Genomic DNA, 16,901 nt, shown 5'->3' on the forward strand with positions numbered 1-16,901 from the left:
TGGTTGTTCCAGCTACCACAAAGGCGCACGGGCGGCGGAGCCGCCTCAGCTCAGGCGTTCGAGGACCATGGCCATGCCCTGCCCGCCGCCGACGCACATGGTCTCGACGCCGAACGTCTTGTCCTGCTCACGCAGGTTGTTGAGCAGGGTGTTGGTGATGCGGGCACCGGTCATGCCGAACGGGTGGCCGAGGGCGATGGCGCCACCGGAGATGTTCAGCTTGTCCTCGTCGATCTTCAGCTCACGGGCCGAACCGAGGACCTGGACCGCGAAGGCCTCGTTGATCTCGAAGAGGTCGATGTCCGAGACACTCTTCCCGGCCAGTGCGAGCGCCTTCTTCACGGCCTCGATCGGGCCGAGACCCATGATCTCGGGCGACAGACCCGACACACCGGTCGACACGATCCGGGCCAGCGGAGTCAATCCGAGGGCCTTCGCCTTCGTATCCGACATGATCACCAGCGCGGCGGCGCCGTCGTTGAGCGGGCAGGCGTTGCCGGCGGTGACGGTGCCGTCCGGCCGGAACACCGGCTTGAGCTGGCTGACGGCCTCATAGGTGGTGCCGGCGCGCGGGCCGTCGTCGGTGCTGACGACGGTGCCGTCGGGAAGGGTGACCGGAGTGATCTCCCGCTCGAAGAACCCGTTCTTGATGGCCTCCTCCGCACGGTTCTGCGACCGCACACCCCAGCGGTCCTGCTCCTCACGGCTGATGCCGGTGGCCGATGCCACGTTCTCGGCGGTCTGACCCATCGCGATGTAGACGTCGGGCAGCAGGTCGTCCTCACGCGGATCGGTCCAGGCGACGCCGCCCTCGGCGAGCTTGCCGGTCCGGGCCTCGGCGTCGGCGAACGTGGGGTTCTTCGTGTTGGGCAGACCGTCGGCGTTGCCGGTGACGAAGCTCGACACCGACTCGACACCGGCGGAGATGAAGACGTCGCCCTCGCCGGCCTTGATCGCGTGCAGCGCCATGCGGGTGGTCTGCAGCGAGGACGAACAGTACCGGTTGACGGTCACACCGGGCAGGAAGTCGTAGCCCAGCTGCACGGCGACGACCCGGGCGATGTTGAACCCGGACTGCCCGGCCGGCTGACCGCAGCCCAGGAGCAGGTCGTCGATCTCGGTGGGGTCGAGCTCGGGGACCTTCGCCAGCGCCGCGGCAACCATCTGCGTCGTCAGATCATCCGGGCGGATCGACTTCAGTGAGCCCTTCATGGCCCGACCGATCGGTGAACGTACTGCAGAGACGATTACTGCCTCGGGCATCAATAACTCCTTTGTCGGCTGCGGAGGTCTGCACTGTGTTGCAGGCCACCGATTTCATGGCTGTTCAGACAACCTACGTCGTCACCTCCGTGCGCGGATATCTCCGTCTCACTGGGCGGCCTTCCGGACTCGCGACGCCGACGCCTCCTCGATTCCGAGAAGGTCGTCGAGGCGACCCGTCGCGCGGCGTCGCGCGGCACGTCGCCACAGAAAGCGATTGAGCGAGGCGAGTGTTCGCGTCGAGAACTTGCGTGCCTCGGCTGCTTCCGAGACCTCGGGCAGGTCCGGGAGAGGGCCGCCGTGCCACATGCCCAGTGCGGTGGCGAGGACGGGCACGATCTGCATTGCCGCCAGTTCGTATCCCGCAGCGGAAGGATGGAAGTGGTCGGCCGAGAACATTCGGTCGGGGGCAGCCAGGAATTCGCGCGCCAGCAAATCGGCCAGCGCAACCGGATGTCCCCCCGCCGCAGTGACCGCGACCGCCTGCGCTCTCGCCAGACGCAGGCCCCACGTGCGGACGACGGTGCGCAGGGGCTGCGGTATGGCTGTGACGACTCCCAGGTCGGGGCACGTCCCGACGACAACGGCGCAGTCGTGCTCCCTCAATCGGGCGACGGCCTCACCCAGCCTGTGGGCCGAGGCGCGAATCGAGTTCTTCGCTGTGACGTCGTTGGCTCCGACGAGAATGACGGCGGCGTCCGGCGGCGGCCCCGCCACGAACATCGCGTCGACCTGGCCGCTGAGTCCCCGCGAGGTGGCACCGCCGATTGCCTTGGTGCTCAGCCGAACCCGCTTACCCGTCTCGTCGGCGAGGCGGCGGGCGATCTGCACGCCGGGCACTTCCTCCGCCGTCAGGCAGCCCACGCCTGCAGCGGTCGAGTCGCCGAAGATCATCAGGTGCAGGTCGAACGGTGCGCCGCGACGCCAGCGTTCCACGTCCGCGCTGCCAGGGGCGTACACGCCGTCGGCCTCCGGCGGTTTCGCGACGTTGCGTCCGATGACGCCTCTCGCCGCCGTCGCCTGCGACATGAGGTATGAGTACGCCACCCAGGACAGTGTTCCTGCGCTCGATCCCGCTACTACCGCCGTGGCGCCGGCCTTCACTCCGGTTTGCCAGGTGCTCTTCGGCACTGCACTCACCTTTCCGCTACCTGGTGTGTTTCTCACGGGTTCCGGCGGACTGCGTCCGTACCAATCTAGCCGCGTCCGATGTCTCGTGCCGGACGTCTGTGAGCATCCGATCTGCGCATCTGGGACCATGGAGTCATGCGCATCGCGGAACACGTCGTCGACCTGATCGGCAACACCCCTCTCGTCAAGCTCACTTCGGTTATCGGCGGCGAGCACGGGACCGTTGCAGCCAAGCTCGAGTACCTGAACCCCGGCGGAAGCTCGAAGGACCGCATCGCGGTCAAGATGATCGACGCCGCCGAGGCGTCGGGCGAGCTGAAGCCGGGCGGAACCATCGTCGAACCCACGTCCGGCAACACCGGCGTCGGGCTGGCCCTGGTGGCACAGAAACGTGGGTACAAGTGCGTGTTCGTGTGCCCCGACAAGGTCGGCGAAGACAAGCGCAACGTCCTCAAAGCCTACGGCGCCGAGGTCGTGGTGTGCCCGACCGCGGTCGCGCCGGAACACCCCGACAGTTACTACAGCGTGTCCGACCGCCTCGCCCGCGACATTCCCGGCGCGTGGAAGCCGAACCAGTACGCCAACCCGGGCGGTCCGCAGAGCCATTACGAGACCACCGGACCCGAGATCTGGGCCGACACCGACGGAAGAATCACCCACTTCGTCGCGGGCGTCGGCACCGGCGGCACCATCACCGGCACCGGCCGCTACCTCAAGGAGGTGTCGGGCGGGAAGGTCAAGATCATCGGCGCCGACCCCGAGGGCTCCGTGTACTCCGGCGGCACCGGCCGTCCCTACCTGGTCGAAGGTGTCGGCGAGGACTTCTGGCCGAGCGCCTACGACCCGTCCATCCCCGACGAAATCATCGCCGTCTCCGATGCCGACTCCTTCGAGATGACGCGCCGACTCGCGCGTGAAGAAGGCCTGCTGGTCGGCGGATCGTGCGGCATGGCCGTCGTCGCCGCACTCGAGGTCGCCAAGCGTGAGGGTCCCGACGCGGTGATTGTCGTTCTCCTCCCCGACGGCGGACGCGGCTACCTGTCCAAGATCTTCAACGACAAATGGATGGCCTCCTACGGCTTCCTCCGCACCCCGCTCGACGGCAAGCCGGACGAGAAGACGGTCGGCGACGTGCTGCGCGGCAAGTCCGGCGAGCTCCCGGACCTCGTTCACACGCACCCGTCCGAGACGCTGCGCGACGCCATCGAGATCCTCCGCGAGTACGGGGTGTCCCAGATGCCCGTCGTCGGGGCCGAGCCCCCCGTCATGGCCGGTGAGGTCGCGGGAAGTGTGACGGAGCGCGACCTTCTCAGCGCCGTGTTCGAAGGCCGTGCCCACCTCGCCGATCCGGTCGAGAAGCACATGAGCAAGCCTTTCCCGCTCATCGGTTCGGGTGAGCCGGTATCGGCCGCGACGAAGGCGCTGGGGGATACCGACGCGCTGATGGTGGTGGACGACGGTAAGCCGGCCGGCGTCATCACTCGCCACGACCTGCTCGGTTTCCTCAGCGCCGGGTCCTAGGGCGAGACATCGGGACGGGCTGCTCGCCGGACGCGGGCGGCCCGTTCCACATCCGAGGGGGGAAATCAGTGGGTGCTCGTCTGTGTCGTGTCGTGGGGGTTCCGATCATCGGACTGATGGTTGCCGGGTGCGGGCAGGCGGTCGACGGTGTCGCCCAGCCGGCATCGGTGGCGACAGCGAAACCCAGCTCTGCGGTGGTGGCCGAGTCGACCGACTGCGACCACCTGACGGAGGTGCTGGGGTCGTTGGTATCGGACCGGCCGTATCTCACCGAGGCAGCCCTGCCGGGCTCCGCCGATCCCACCTGCTCGTGGTCGAAGGGGCCGGCCAACGTGCTGAGCACCCTCACGGCGTCCGTCAAGCCGCAGGCGACGGACCCGGTGGTCATCGTCGAGATGAGGAACGGGACGAATGTGATCCCCGATCCGCGGTCCACGGCAGTGGACGGGGTGGTCCTCGACGTCGTCGCCATGGCACTGCTCACGCCGACACACAGCATCATCGTCAACGCGATCGACCCCTCCGTGAGCGACGAGACCAAGCTCGACGTCGCATTCGCGATTGCGAAGTATCTGCAAGATTAGGTCCCCACTACGCTGGCCTACATGAGTGAGCAGCGCAGCAAAGCGGACAACATCAGCTGGCAGGGTTTCTCCACCAAGGCCGTGCACGCCGGATTCGACCCCGACCCGCAGACCGGCGCCGTCAACGTCCCGATCTACGCGAGCTCGACGTTCGCACAGGACGGCGTCGGCGGCATGCGTAACGGGTTCGAGTACGCCCGCACGGGCAACCCCACCCGCCGGCCGCTCGAGGCCAACCTCGCAGCCCTGGAGTCGGGCACGTACGGCCGGGCGTTCGGCTCGGGCATGGCCGCCACCGACTGCGTCCTGCGTGCTGTTCTCCGCCCGGGCGACCACCTCGTCATCCCCAACGACGCCTACGGTGGCACGTTCCGCCTGATCGACAAGGTCTTCTCCCAGTGGGGTATCGAATACACCCCTGTACCGGTGTCCGATGTGGATGCCGTGCGCAACGCGATCCGGCCGAACACCAAACTGGTGTGGGTCGAGACCCCCACCAACCCGTTGCTCACCATCGGTGACATCGAAGCGCTCACCGAGGTGGCGCACGCTGCCGACGCGAAGATCGTCGTCGACAACACGTTCGCGTCGCCTTACCTGCAGCAGCCGCTGCAGCTCGGCGCCGACATCGCCCTGCACTCGACCACTAAATACATCGGCGGCCACTCCGACGTCGTCGGCGGCGCACTGGTCACCAACGACGAAGAACTCGACGCGGCATTCGCATTCCTCCAGAACGGCGCCGGCGCCGTACCCGGTCCCTTCGATGCCTTCCTCACGCTGCGCGGCATCAAGACCCTCGCCCTGCGCATGGAGCGGCACAGTGACAACGCCGAAAAGGTCGTGGAGTTGCTCACCGGGCACCCGGCCGTCTCCAAGGTCATCTACCCCGGCCTCGAATCGCACAGCGGTCACAAGATCGCCGAGAAGCAGATGCGTCGTTTCGGCGGCATGATCTCCGTCCGGCTCGCCGGCGGCAAGCAGGCGGCGCTGGACTTCTGCTCGCGAACCGAGATCTTCACCCTCGCCGAGTCGCTCGGTGGTGTCGAATCGCTCATCGAACACCCCGGTGCGATGACGCACGCCTCCACCGCCGGTTCGCTGCTCGAGGTCCCGGACGACCTCGTGCGGCTGTCCGTCGGCGTCGAAGACGCGGCCGACCTCGTGGGCGACATCGAGCAGGCGCTGAAGTAGGCGGCTTCGCCGCCCGTGCGCCTTTTTGGTAGCGGCAACTACCAAAAAGGCGCACGGGGCGCGGAGCGCCCTATGCTGGCCCGCGTGGAATCCGTCACGCTCGAGCAGATCAGGGCAGCCCGTAGGCTGCTGGCCCCCGTGATGCGCCGGACGCCGGTGATCGCATCGAGGGCGTTGTCCGAGCGGTGCGGGCACGAGGTGTCGCTCAAGTGCGAAAATCTCCAGCGCACGGGTTCTTTCAAGCCGCGTGGTGCGTATTACCGGATCGCGAATCTCGCCGAGGAGGAACGCGCGTGTGGTGTCGTCGCCGCGAGTGCCGGTAATCACGCCCAGGGTGTGGCCTGGGCGGCCACCGACCTGGGCATCGCGTCGACCGTCTTCATGCCGACGGGCGCGCCCCTACCGAAACTCGTCGCAACCAAGGCCTACGGCGCGACCGTGCATCTGACCGGTGACACCGTGGACGACGCCCTGGTGGCGGCGAAGGAATTCGCTGCGGAGACCGGGGCGGTGCTGATTCACCCGTTCGACCACGTCGACATCGTGGCAGGGCAGGGGACGGTGGGCCTCGAAATTCTGGAGCAGGAGCCGGACGTCGGCACCATTGTCGTTCCGACGGGCGGTGGTGGCCTCATTGCGGGGATCGCCGCCGCGGTGTCGGAGTTGCGTCCCGACGTGCGCATCATCGGCGTCCAGGCCGAGCAAGCAGCCGCGTGGCCCGCTTCGCTCGCCGAAGGCCGTCCTGTGCCGTTGGCGAGCATGTCCACCATGGCCGACGGCATTGCGGTCGGCCGACCGGGCGACGTCCCGTTCGCGCACGTCGGCACTCAGGTCGATGCCATCGTCACGGTGAGCGAGGACGCGCTGTCCCGCGCCCTGCTGTTGTGCCTAGAGCGCGCGAAACTCATCGTCGAACCCGCCGGCGCCGCGGCGGTGGCGGCTCTGATCAGTTGCGCCCAGGCCGAGCTCGGCCTCACCGGAAAGGTCTGCGCCGTGCTGTCGGGCGGCAACGTCGACCCGCTACTGCTGACCCATGTCGTCAACCACGGGTTGCGCGCGTCGGGACGCTATCTCGGTGTGCACGTGACCATTCCGGACCGACCGGGTGGTCTGGTCGGCCTCCTCGAAGTCGTCAGCGGGAACGGGGCCAGCGTGGTCGACGTTGTTCACTCCCGGACCGGTGGCTCACTCGCACTGGACGAGGTGGAGGTATTCCTCACCGTAGAGACCCGTGGCCCGGGACATCGGCAGGATCTGCTCGACGCGCTCGACGCCGCCGGATACGCCGTTCGGCTGCAGCACTGAGCGCGCCGCTAGTGTGGCCATCCATTGACGGTGCTCACCCGGAACTCCTGATCCACCAGTCGCGCGGGTAGCTTCAGTTCGGCCAGCCAGCTGACGGCGCCGCCGCCCATCGCGACTGCTGCCGTACTGGTTGCGTGGGCGGTGGTGCAGCAGTCGGCCACCACGGACACCGTGCGCCACAACGCCATCGGGTCGGGACGCAGGGGTTTCACGGTGCTGGCGGTCGCCACGCCCGCACCCGACGGAATCGACACCTGGCAGGTGGGGTCGCCCGGCAGGTCTTGAACCTGTATCTGCCACCCACCCGGCGGCGTAGGTCCGGCGGTGGCGATGTCGCCGCCCAGGGCCACCAGCACGCCGCAGCCGAGGAGTTCGGCGGTGGTCGAGGCGCAGTGGTCTGCCGAGCTCGCGCGAGCGGTGGCCGTGAGATCGAGCTGCACTCCCTCGGGCAGCGTCACCTCGGTTCCGTCGACCCCGACCGTGCGCCAGGAGTGGGTGGTGGATGCCGACGTGGGGTCGAGCTTTCCGTCCGTGATCCGTGCCGCAGACAGTGCATCGGCGATGAATCGGGCGAACAGTGGGGTCACGCTGTTCTTCCCGTGCCGGAGAGAGTGGATCTCGGCGTCGGATCGCTCGCGATTGACCGCGGCGTCTGCTGCCGCGAGATAGCCGCGCACCAGGTTGGCGGCCGAATCGAGGGCGCCCGGGTCGGTGACGACGACACGCACGTGCCCACCCCACGTCGACCATTCGGTCGCGCTACGCGCACCGGTCATGCTGTGGTTACTTTCCGCGTCTTCAGAATCCGCTGGACACCGCATCCGGTGTTCCGAAGCCTGCCGAGACGAGGGGAGCGGCGACGGCCGCGTCGGACGAAGAGGCGTCCGCGGCGGCCGCGATGCCGCCACCGGCGACCAACCCGGCGATCCCGGCTGCGGCGAGCGCACGCCGAACGGGAAGCAGGCGGGCATTCCGTCGATCTTCACTCATGTCCACCACCTTCCACGACGAACCTGTGAGCAACCTGGGAATCAGTTCGGAGAGCGATGCGAGGCCGGCTCAGAGGGGTGGAGTGCAGTCGGGCCGGGTGGAAACACGCACGCACGGTCGTGTGCGACGGCCCGAAGCCTGCTCACCGCACGAAATGGCTGTTGCCCAAGCTGCCGAATTCGGCCCGCGCCTGCTGTACCCCGTCGTAACGTGAACCTACTCGGTTCGGCATACCGAGGAGGAGGAGCGCACGTATGTCAGTTGATGCAGCGGCGATCATCGTGGCGATCACCACAGCAGCGGGGGCAATGGTTCAAGGAGCAGACATACCGCAGCCAGTGAAAGACCAAGCGGCGGACGCTATCCAAGTTGTAGAGCAAGCTTCTCCCGACGTTCAGAAACAGGTGAACGACGCCATTTCGGCTCTCCCGGAACCAGCACGACAGCAAGCCGAGCAAATGGTCACCGATGCATCCGAGGTGGTGAAGCAGGCGACCGATCCCTATATTCCGGCGCCGCCTGCTGCAGACGCACCGCCGGCGCCGCTCCCGCCGGTCCCTGGACCCGAGCAGGCACTCGTCCTCCCCGACAGTCCGCTCGACCAGCCTCCGGCGCCGATGGCCTCGGGTGCACAAACGGTGATTGGTGGGCTGGCCGCCGTCCCCGGTGTCCCAGCCATCATCAGCGGCCTCGGATCATTGATTCCCTCGGTTCCTGCCGGATTTCCCGGGGTCTCACTGGCCCCGATCGGAGCCATCGCCGTGTTCGCCCCCTGGATCCGCAAGGCCGGCTCGTTGTGTGAAGGAATCAAACCGCCGACCCTGGCCGCTCTGTACTCGGTCGAGAACGGCTTCAGACATGGGGCGGCCTCGCCGGTGTCGAGGGCGGGTGCCCGCGGACCCGGTCAATTTCTGCCCGGCACCTGGGCCAAATACGGCAAGGACGCGGACGGCGACGGCAAGGTGGACATCAACGGCGTCGCCGACCCGATGATGGCGTCCGGCCAGATGCTGTGCGACCTCCACGCGCAGATCGACGCCTGGAAGAAACAAGGCGTGGTCAAGGGTGACACCCTCGACCTCACCCTTGCGGCCTACAACGCCGGTGCGGGTGCGGTGCGCACGTCGGGCGGCATGCCCGCCGGAAAACCGGACTACGTCCACGAAACCCAGCCGTATGTGGCACGGATCCGGTCGCTCGAAGAATCGTTCGCCCGGATGTTGTCGCCGTTCTTCTACGGCGTCGGCGCCGGGGAGCCGAGCCGGGTCGTCGAGATGGCGATGCGGTTCATCGGTCTGCCGTATGTGTGGGGCGGCGGCAACATCAACGGACCGTCCGGCGGAGGATTCGACTGCTCCGGCCTCACCTCGTTCGCCGTCTACGCCGCTACCGGCATCAAACTGCCCCGGACCTCGGAGACTCAGTGGCGCGTGGGCGTCGAGATCCCGCTCTCGGAGGCGAAGCCGGGCGACCTGCTCTTCGGAAACTGGCAGTCGGGTGGTCCCGGGCACGTGGCGATCTATGTCGGAAACGGCCAGATGCTCCACGCCCCCACCACAGGTGACGTAGTGCGCATCGGTGCGGTGTTCTCCGGCATGAAGGCCCGCAGAATCATCTGAGCGCGAACTGCACCACAAAAAACTCCGGTCCGGGCGCATCGCCCGGACCGGAGTGCTGTGAAGCAGAGCCGATATCAGCTGTGGTAAGGCTCAGCGCTGACGAGCGTCACCTTCATGCTGCTGCCGTTGGGCAGCGTGTACTCGCGCGTCTCGCCGACCTTCGCCTCGAGCAGTGCCCCACCCAACGGTGAGTTGGGGGAGTAGACCTCGAGCTTGTTGTCGCGTGCGCCCTCTTCGCGGGTGGCGATGAGGAACGTCTCGGTGTCCTTCTCGTCGCCGTCGTAGTAGACCTTCACCACCGAGCCGGGCAACGCCACGCCGGACTGGGTGGGTGCCTCGCCGACCTTCGCGCTGTTCAACAACTCCTGGAGCTGGCGGATACGAGCCTCCTGCTGGCCCTGCTCTTCGCGGGCCGCGTGGTAGCCACCGTTCTCCTTGAGATCGCCCTCTTCGCGTCGCTCGTTGATCTCGGCGGCGATGACGGGTCGATTGGCAATGAGTTGGTCGAGTTCGCTCTTGAGCCTGTCATGTGACTCCTGGGTCAGCCAGGTCACCTGGGTCTCGGTCATCTCGATCACTCCCTCGTAGTTGGAGCCCCCGGGCTCCCTCGACAGACCACTGCAACAGCAGTGATCAACGGCTCGGCGGATCAGCCGGCCGGGGCCGAACGCAGATCCACCTTGCCGCCAATGCAGCAATACACGGTTCCAAACCGGAACCGTGTATCAGCCGATTCTAGCACGATCGGAGGTCGGAACCGGCGGAGAACCCGAACGGTCGCTCGGGGAGCGGCTGGTCAGCCGCCGGTGAGATACGCCGGAACGTCTAGGCTGCACCCGTACACATCACCCATGGCCGGCGGCTCGGACGTGTAGACGGGGGCCGTGATCTTCACCGTCTGATGCGGCCCTCCGGCGATGTAGACCTCGCGCCGTCCCGTCTCGGATCCGTCCTTGGAGCGTGCACGGACGATGCACACCCCCGGGCGCGAAGGGTCGTCACGGGTGACGGTGAAGGTGATATCGAGCCGCGAGTCGTCGACAAGATCGAACGATGTGGCCTCGCTGTCGATGTCGGAAATCGTGAACCTGTCGTAGGCCGAGAACGCCACAATCACCCCGAGCACTACGACGACCGCGCCGAGCGCCCACGCGATCCAGCGCCTCGGCCGTGCAGGCTTCGCTGCACCTGTGTATCGGCCGGGGGGAAGCGTTCTCGTCATCACTCTGCTCTCACACCGCTCCAGTTCCTCACTGCTTCCAGCACTCGAGCGGGGTCACGGCTGCAAGCGGAACTATCGGGTGGAACTATAGAGGATGTGCGTCGGTGCGCCGTCAAGCGATGGCGGAGGACGAAGAGCGTACGACACGAACAAGCCGGCAACGGCTACTGGCGAAGTTGAGGTGAACGAATACGTGAGCGGATTCCGTCTCATGGCCGTCCATGCCCATCCCGACGACGAGTCGAGCAAGGGTGCGGCGACGACGGCCCGTTACGCCGCCGAGGGCAACGAAGTGCGGGTTGTGACGTTGACCGGGGGTGAACGCGGCGACATCCTCAATCCGGCGATGGACGTGCCCGGCGTGCGAGACCGCATCCACGAGGTCCGCATCGAGGAGATGGCCGAGGCCGCTCGCATCCTCGGTGTCCAGCACCAGTGGCTGGGATTCGTCGACTCGGGACTGCCCGAGGGTGACCCGCTGCCGCCGCTGCCGGAGGGGTGCTTTGCGCTGGTGCCGCTCGAGGTGGCCACCGAAGCTCTGGTCCGGGCCATCCGCGAATTCCGTCCCCACGTCATGACGACGTACGACGAGAACGGCGGTTATCCGCATCCCGATCACATCCGCTGCCACGAGGTGTCGATGGCCGCCTACGAGGCGGCCGCGGATCCGCAGCAGTTCCCCGACGCGGGCGAGCCGTGGAAAGTGCAGAAGGTCTACTACTCGCACGGGTTCATCCGTAAACGTCTCCTGCAGTTCCAGGAGGAGTACGAACGCCGCGGTGAAGAATTCCCGATGGCGGAGTGGCTCAAGAAGTGGAAGACCGAGCAGGGTGATCTGATGGCGCGCGTCACCACGCAGATCACCTGCGGCGACTACTTCCCGCAGCGCGACGACGCCCTGCGCGCCCACGCCACCCAGATCGACCCCAACGGTTCGTTCTTCGCTGTTCCGCTCGAGATCCAGCAGAAAATCTGGCCGACCGAGGAATTCGAACTCGCCAAGACCCGGGTCACCACCTCCATTCCGGAGAACGACCTGTTCGCCGGCGTTCACCCGGACGAGTCGCAGTGATGTCGTTGACGCTCGGTGTCGTCGCCGGGACGGTGGAACTGCTGGCGCAGACGCCCAGCACGCCCTCCGGTCCCGAGTTCGGTAAGGCCTCGCCTATCGGACTGGTGGTCATTCTCGCTCTGCTCGCGGGCGTGGTGCTACTGGTGCGCTCGATGAACAAGCAGCTGAAGAATCTGCCCGAGACCTTCGAACCGGACCATCCCGAACCCGACCAGGAAGCCGACGAGGGCACCGACCGCGGCGCATTGCACGGGGACAACGGGACCACGAGCGGGCCCTCCGGTCCCACCGACAATCCACCGAAGCTGCAGCAGTAGTCGAAGAGGAGCTGGACATGGACCCACGCGCACGCAACACACTCGGCGGGTCCACCAGCCCCTATCTGCGGCAGCACGCCGAAAACCCGGTCCATTGGCAGCAATGGGGGCCGGAGGCCATCGAGTGGGCGCGTGAACGTGATGTGCCGATTCTGCTGTCGATCGGATACTCCGCGTGCCACTGGTGTCATGTGATGGCGCACGAGTCGTTCGAGGACGACGCCGTCGCGTCGCTGATGAACGAGCATTTCGTGTGCATCAAGGTCGACCGGGAAGAGCGTCCCGACCTCGACGCCGTGTACATGAACGCCACCGTGGCGATGACAGGCCAGGGCGGTTGGCCGATGACGTGCTTCCTCACTCCCGACGGTGCACCGTTCTATTGCGGGACCTATTACCCGCCCGCGCCACGCGGCGGAATGCCGTCCTTCACCCAGCTGCTCGGCGCCATCGCCGACACGTGGCGGGACCGGCGCAGCGACGTCGACAATGCCGCGGAGTCGGTGGCGACGGAACTGCGCCGCGGAGCCGGCGGCATACCTACTGCGGATGTCGCGGTGGATGCCGCGCTTCTCGACGCGGCTGCTGCTGCCGTGCTGAAGGACGAGGACATTCCACGGGGCGGGTTCGGAGGTGCGCCCAAGTTCCCGCCGTCTGCGTTGCTGGAGGGTCTACTGCGCACCTACGAGCGTTCCGGGAAGGCGAAGGTGCTCGAGACGGTGGAGCGCACGGCGTCCGCGATGGCGCGGGGCGGGATCTACGACCAGCTCGGCGGCGGTTTCGCCCGCTACTCGGTCGACGCCGAGTGGGTCGTGCCGCACTTCGAGAAGATGCTCTACGACAACGCCCAGCTACTGCGCGTGTACGCCCACCTCGGTCGGCGAACGGGTTCGGAGCTGGCGGTCCGCGTCACCGAGGAGACCGCGCAGTTCCTGCTTCGCGACCTGCGTACGGAGAACGGCTCGTTCGCGTCTGCGCTCGACGCCGACACGGAGGGCGTCGAGGGCCTGACCTATGTGTGGACACCCGCACAGCTCCTCGAGGTGCTGGGCGCCGAGGACGGCGAGTGGGCGTCGCATCTGCTGACCGTGACGCCGGAGGGAACCTCCGAAAAAGGCGCGTCGGTGCTGCAACTCCTCCAGGATCCGGACGACTGGGAGCGGTGGGGTCGCGTGCGGAACGCTCTTTTCGCTCACCGTGCGATCCGGCCGCAGCCCGGCCGGGACGACAAAGTGGTCACCGCCTGGAATGGGATGACCATCACGGCGCTGGCCGAGGCCGGTGCCGGACTCGGCAGGCCGGAGTGGATCTCCGCGGCCGCCGAGTGTGCCCGGACGGTGCTGGACCTGCACCTTGTCGACGGTCGCCTGCGCCGCGCCTCGCTGGGGTCGGTGGTGGGCGAACCCGTGGGAATTCTGGAGGACTATGCGTGCCTCGCCACCGGACTCCTCGCGTTGTTCCAGGCGACCGGCGACGCCGAATGGCTCGAACCCGCCGAGGCCCTGCTGGAGCGTGCCTTGCGACACTTCGCGGACGCCGAGCAGCCCGGCAGCTGGTTCGACACGGCGGATGACGCGGAAGTCCTGGTGACCCGTCCGCGCGACCCGGTCGACGGCGCCACCCCGTCCGGTGCCTCCTGCCTGGCCGAGGCCCTGCTCACCGCGGCGGCAGTGGCGGAGGCGGGCACCTCGGCCCGGTATGCCGCCGCGGCCGCCGCGTCACTCGACCGGGTGGCGCTGCTCCTCGAACGGGCACCGAGGTCGGCGGGACACTGGCTCGCCGTGGCCGAGGCGTCGGTGCGTGGGCCGATCCAGGTGGCGGTGGCAACGAACGGCGAGACCGGGCTGCTCGACGCCGCTCGCCGACTCGCTCCGGGTGGTGCGGTGGTGGTCGGAGGCGAGCCGGATTCGTCGCCGCTGCTCGCGGACCGGCCGCTGGTGGGGGGGCGATGCGGCGGCGTATGTGTGCCGCGGGTTCGTCTGTGATCGTCCGGTGTCGACCATCGGCGACCTGGCCGAGGCGTTGAGCCGGTAATTACTGTCCGAACACGACCAGCCAGACGGCGATGTAGTGGCACAACGCCGCGATCACCGTGGCGGCATGGAAGAACTCGTGATGCCCGAAGGTGGCCGGCCAGGGATTCGGCCACTTCGTGGCATACAGCACGGCGCCCACCGAGTACAGGATGCCGCCGATGAGCAGCAACACCATGGGCAGGACCCCGACCTCGGAGGTCAGCTCCGGCGCCACCGGAACGATCGCCCAGCCGAGGAGCAGGTAGAGCGGAACACCGACCCACCGCGGCGCCGTCGGCCACAGCATCTTCAGGGCAACGCCGGCGAAGGCACCGGCCCAGACGACGATCAGCAGTGTGCGTCCGGTGCTCGAGGGCAGGCCCAGCAGCCCGAACGGTGTATAACTGCCGGCGATGAACAGGAAGATCATCGAGTGATCCGCCCGCTTCATCCACGTGCGGGCGGACGTGGTCTTCCAGTGCACTCGGTGATACGTGGCGCTGACCCCGAATACGCCACACACGGTGACGCTGTAGACCGCCGTGGCGACGGCCGCTTCCGCTGACACTCGGAGTCCGGACACGAGGACGAGGACCAGCCCGGCGATGACCGAGATACCGAACGCCCACAGGTGAATCCACCCCCGCAGACGCGGCTTGACCGGGAGCTCGTCGAGTCCGAAAGCTGTCACAGGACACCCCTTCTCGCTGTTCGCGACTCGAACCTACGGCACCGTAGGTTCGCTTGTGGGGAGAGCGTACCCGTCGGTAGGACCACGGTGCACCACGTGTGACCGCCATCGCGAATCGCGATCGGCAGCGGCGTACTCTTGGCTGTCATGGTGATCTCCCGGTGAGTGTGCGAGGACTGCTGTACAGCATCTACGAGCGACGGTTGCTTGCGCGGCTCGAAGGTCTGCAGCACCCTCGGCACATAGCGGTGATGTGCGACGGCAACCGGCGGTGGGCCCGGGAGAACGGCTTCACCGACGTCAGTCACGGCCACCGGATGGGTGCCCTCAAGATCTCGGAGATGCTGGGCTGGTGTGATGCCGCCGGGATCGAGATGGCCACCATCTATCTCCTCTCGACCGAGAATCTGCGCCGGGACGCGGAGGAACTGGACACTCTTCTCGAGATCATCACCGATGTCGTCGAAGAGATCTCCGGACCGGACAAGAACTGGAGTGTGAAGATCGTCGGTGCGCTGGACCTGCTGCCTGCCGAGCAGTCGCGCCGCTTGCGGGAGGCGGCGGAGCGGACCGAAGGCCGAACCGGCACCCATGTGAACGTCGCCGTCGGCTACGGCGGCCGGCAGGAAATCGCCGACGCCGTCCAGTCGCTGCTCTGCGAGAAGCTCCTCGCCGGGTTGTCGGGCGACGAGTTGGTGAAGTCGATCACAGTCGACGGCATCGGCGGGCATCTCTATACGTCGGGTCAACCGGACCCCGACCTGGTGATTCGCACGTCAGGAGAACAGCGGCTGTCGGGGTTCCTGTTGTGGCAGAGCGCCTACTCCGAGATCTGGTTCACCGAGGCGTACTGGCCCGAGTTCCGTCGGGTCGACTTCCTGCGCGCGCTACGCGACTACGCAGCCCGGCATCGCAGATTCGGCGTCTGAGCGACCGCCCGGTTACAGCTTGCGCAGGCGCAGCCGGTTGATCGAGTGATTGGCGTCCTTGCGCAGCACGAGGGTGGCGCGGGGGCGCGTCGGCAGAATGTTCTCCACCAGGTTCGGTCGGTTGATGTTGTGCCAGATTTCCTGAGCGGCAGCGGTGGCGTCGCGGTCCGACAGGTTCGCATAGTGGTGGAAGTGGGCGTTCGGATTGGCGAACGACGTCTGGCGCAGGGCCAGGAAGCGCTGGATGTACCACGCCTCGATGTCCTCGATGCGGGCATCGACGTAGATGGAGAAGTCGAACAGATCTGAGACCATGAGACGCGGACCGGTCTGCAGGACGTTCAAACCTTCGATGATGAGGATGTCCGGCTGGCGCACCAAGTGGTACTGGCCGGGGATGATGTCGTACGAGATGTGCGAATAGACCGGTGCGGCTACCTCCTCGGCGCCCGACTTCACCTCGGTGACGAACCGCAGCAGCTTGCGCCGGTCGTAACTCTCCGGAAAACCCTTGCGGTGCATGATCCCGCGCCGGTTCAGCTCGTCGGTGGAGTACAGGAAGCCGTCCGTCGTCACCAGGTCGACGCGGGGGTGATGTTCCCAGCGGGCGAGCAGTGCTTGCAGGACACGCGCCGTGGTCGACTTGCCGACCGCGACACTTCCCGCGACGCCGATGACGAACGGCACCTGCTGATCCGGATGCTTCTCACCGAGGAACGTCGCGGTCGCGGCGAACAACCGCTGTCGCGCGGCCACCTGCAGGTGGATCAGACGGGAAAGCGGAAGATACACCTCCGCGACCTCTTCGAGGTCGATCTGCTCGCCGAGGCCTCGAAGCCCGTACAGCTCCTCCTCGGTCAACACCAGTGGAGTCGACTTACGCAGCGTGCGCCACTGCTTCCGGTCGAATTCGACGTACGGGCTGGATTCGCTTGCCCGGGCCATCAGTTCCGCTCACACTCGAGCGACTGGGGGAGTGAGCCGTCCACGCCCGGAATCTCGGCCGTCGTCGTCGCGCTGGCGAGTAGCGGTTGCATAGTCGGATTGT

Annotated in this window: 16 protein-coding genes and 1 pseudogene; 9 read left to right on the forward strand and 8 right to left on the reverse strand. The window is 66.9% G+C overall.

Annotated elements, in window-relative coordinates; translation table 11 throughout:
- Positions 1 to 45 precede the first annotated feature (45 nt).
- Positions 46 to 1,263, reverse strand: a complete 1,218-nt coding sequence (locus GFS60_RS24200) for an acetyl-CoA C-acetyltransferase (RefSeq protein ID WP_159925206.1) — start codon at positions 1,261 to 1,263, stop codon at positions 46 to 48.
- 108 nt (positions 1,264 to 1,371) lie between these two features.
- Complete coding sequence (locus tag GFS60_RS24205; protein WP_201453439.1) at positions 1,372 to 2,394, reverse strand: SGNH/GDSL hydrolase family protein; 1,023 nt, start codon at positions 2,392 to 2,394, stop codon at positions 1,372 to 1,374.
- A gap of 135 nt (positions 2,395 to 2,529) precedes the next feature.
- Between GFS60_RS24205 and GFS60_RS24210 the strand changes: the two genes are divergently transcribed.
- From GFS60_RS24210 to ilvA, 4 genes are all read left to right on the forward strand, one after another.
- Positions 2,530 to 3,915 (forward strand): cystathionine beta-synthase, encoded by a 1,386-nt coding sequence (locus tag GFS60_RS24210; RefSeq protein ID WP_159925210.1) that lies wholly within the window; start codon positions 2,530 to 2,532, stop codon positions 3,913 to 3,915.
- Positions 3,916 to 3,983: 68 nt separating this feature from the next.
- Positions 3,984 to 4,499 (forward strand): hypothetical protein, encoded by a 516-nt coding sequence (locus tag GFS60_RS24215; protein ID WP_159925212.1) that lies wholly within the window; start codon positions 3,984 to 3,986, stop codon positions 4,497 to 4,499.
- A gap of 21 nt (positions 4,500 to 4,520) precedes the next feature.
- Entirely contained in the window at positions 4,521 to 5,693 is a 1,173-nt protein-coding gene (locus tag GFS60_RS24220) for a cystathionine gamma-synthase (RefSeq protein WP_159925214.1), read from the forward strand.
- 72 nt (positions 5,694 to 5,765) lie between these two features.
- Positions 5,766 to 6,998, forward strand: a complete 1,233-nt coding sequence (gene ilvA, locus GFS60_RS24225) for a threonine ammonia-lyase (protein ID WP_159925216.1) — start codon at positions 5,766 to 5,768, stop codon at positions 6,996 to 6,998.
- Positions 6,999 to 7,006: 8 nt separating this feature from the next.
- On the opposite strand, the gene GFS60_RS24230 is transcribed toward ilvA, so the two are convergent.
- A complete protein-coding gene (locus tag GFS60_RS24230) occupies positions 7,007 to 7,774 on the reverse strand; it encodes an FAD:protein FMN transferase (protein ID WP_159925218.1) in 768 nt (255 codons plus the stop codon).
- A gap of 22 nt (positions 7,775 to 7,796) precedes the next feature.
- Complete coding sequence (locus tag GFS60_RS24235) at positions 7,797 to 7,988, reverse strand: hypothetical protein (protein ID WP_159925220.1); 192 nt, start codon at positions 7,986 to 7,988, stop codon at positions 7,797 to 7,799.
- 254 nt (positions 7,989 to 8,242) lie between these two features.
- Between GFS60_RS24235 and GFS60_RS24240 the strand changes: the two genes are divergently transcribed.
- A complete protein-coding gene (locus GFS60_RS24240) occupies positions 8,243 to 9,607 on the forward strand; it encodes a C40 family peptidase (RefSeq protein ID WP_159925222.1) in 1,365 nt (454 codons plus the stop codon).
- Positions 9,608 to 9,681: 74 nt separating this feature from the next.
- On the opposite strand, the gene greA is transcribed toward GFS60_RS24240, so the two are convergent.
- Positions 9,682 to 10,176, reverse strand: coding sequence for a transcription elongation factor GreA (greA, locus tag GFS60_RS24245; protein ID WP_005238978.1), 495 nt, complete (start codon positions 10,174 to 10,176; stop codon positions 9,682 to 9,684).
- A 227-nt stretch (positions 10,177 to 10,403) separates the two neighbouring features.
- Positions 10,404 to 10,829: a DUF4307 domain-containing protein gene (locus GFS60_RS24250; RefSeq protein ID WP_109332242.1), complete on the reverse strand. Its 426-nt coding sequence runs from the start codon at positions 10,827 to 10,829 to the stop codon at positions 10,404 to 10,406.
- Between the two features lie 193 nt (positions 10,830 to 11,022).
- Here GFS60_RS24250 and mca point away from each other — a divergent pair, with 193 nt between their 5' ends.
- The 3 genes and pseudogenes from mca to GFS60_RS24265 all read left to right on the forward strand — a co-directional run bounded on the left by mca (position 11,023) and on the right by GFS60_RS24265 (position 14,252).
- Positions 11,023 to 11,901: a mycothiol conjugate amidase Mca gene (mca, locus tag GFS60_RS24255; protein ID WP_109335268.1), complete on the forward strand. Its 879-nt coding sequence runs from the start codon at positions 11,023 to 11,025 to the stop codon at positions 11,899 to 11,901.
- Positions 11,901 to 12,218 carry a hypothetical protein gene (locus GFS60_RS24260; RefSeq protein ID WP_284708783.1) on the forward strand — a complete coding sequence of 106 codons (318 nt, stop codon included), beginning with the start codon at positions 11,901 to 11,903 and terminating at the stop codon, positions 12,216 to 12,218. Before mca ends, GFS60_RS24260 begins: the two co-directional genes overlap by 1 nt.
- Before the next feature lie 17 nt (positions 12,219 to 12,235).
- Positions 12,236 to 14,252: pseudogene (locus tag GFS60_RS24265) on the forward strand (thioredoxin domain-containing protein).
- Here the strand turns inward: GFS60_RS24265 and trhA are convergent.
- The gene (gene trhA / locus GFS60_RS24270) at positions 14,253 to 14,924 is read right to left on the reverse strand and encodes a PAQR family membrane homeostasis protein TrhA (RefSeq protein ID WP_159925224.1); all 672 of its coding nucleotides are present in this window, start codon (positions 14,922 to 14,924) and stop codon (positions 14,253 to 14,255) included.
- A gap of 161 nt (positions 14,925 to 15,085) precedes the next feature.
- Here trhA and GFS60_RS24275 point away from each other — a divergent pair, with 161 nt between their 5' ends.
- Complete coding sequence (locus tag GFS60_RS24275; protein WP_159925226.1) at positions 15,086 to 15,853, forward strand: isoprenyl transferase; 768 nt, start codon at positions 15,086 to 15,088, stop codon at positions 15,851 to 15,853.
- A gap of 12 nt (positions 15,854 to 15,865) precedes the next feature.
- On the opposite strand, the gene coaA is transcribed toward GFS60_RS24275, so the two are convergent.
- Positions 15,866 to 16,798: a type I pantothenate kinase gene (gene coaA / locus GFS60_RS24280; RefSeq protein WP_109332232.1), complete on the reverse strand. Its 933-nt coding sequence runs from the start codon at positions 16,796 to 16,798 to the stop codon at positions 15,866 to 15,868.
- Between the last annotated feature and the right edge of the window lie 103 nt (positions 16,799 to 16,901).

The organism is Rhodococcus sp. WAY2, assembly GCF_009859915.1.
Classification (GTDB): domain Bacteria; phylum Actinomycetota; class Actinomycetes; order Mycobacteriales; family Mycobacteriaceae; genus Rhodococcus_F; species Rhodococcus_F oxybenzonivorans.

Coding starts and splice junctions, on each gene's coding strand:
- greA (WP_005238978.1), bottom strand. CDS start 10,176: ATGACCGAGACCCAGGTGACCTGGCTGACCCAGGAGTCACATGACAGG.
- GFS60_RS24210 (WP_159925210.1), top strand. CDS start 2,530: ATGCGCATCGCGGAACACGTCGTCGACCTGATCGGCAACACCCCTCTC.
- GFS60_RS24220 (WP_159925214.1), top strand. CDS start 4,521: ATGAGTGAGCAGCGCAGCAAAGCGGACAACATCAGCTGGCAGGGTTTC.
- GFS60_RS24200 (WP_159925206.1), bottom strand. CDS start 1,263: ATGCCCGAGGCAGTAATCGTCTCTGCAGTACGTTCACCGATCGGTCGG.
- GFS60_RS24260 (WP_284708783.1), top strand. CDS start 11,901: ATGTCGTTGACGCTCGGTGTCGTCGCCGGGACGGTGGAACTGCTGGCG.
- coaA (WP_109332232.1), bottom strand. CDS start 16,798: ATGGCCCGGGCAAGCGAATCCAGCCCGTACGTCGAATTCGACCGGAAG.
- GFS60_RS24240 (WP_159925222.1), top strand. CDS start 8,243: ATGTCAGTTGATGCAGCGGCGATCATCGTGGCGATCACCACAGCAGCG.
- GFS60_RS24235 (WP_159925220.1), bottom strand. CDS start 7,988: ATGAGTGAAGATCGACGGAATGCCCGCCTGCTTCCCGTTCGGCGTGCG.
- ilvA (WP_159925216.1), top strand. CDS start 5,766: ATGCTGGCCCGCGTGGAATCCGTCACGCTCGAGCAGATCAGGGCAGCC.
- GFS60_RS24250 (WP_109332242.1), bottom strand. CDS start 10,829: ATGACGAGAACGCTTCCCCCCGGCCGATACACAGGTGCAGCGAAGCCT.
- GFS60_RS24230 (WP_159925218.1), bottom strand. CDS start 7,774: ATGACCGGTGCGCGTAGCGCGACCGAATGGTCGACGTGGGGTGGGCAC.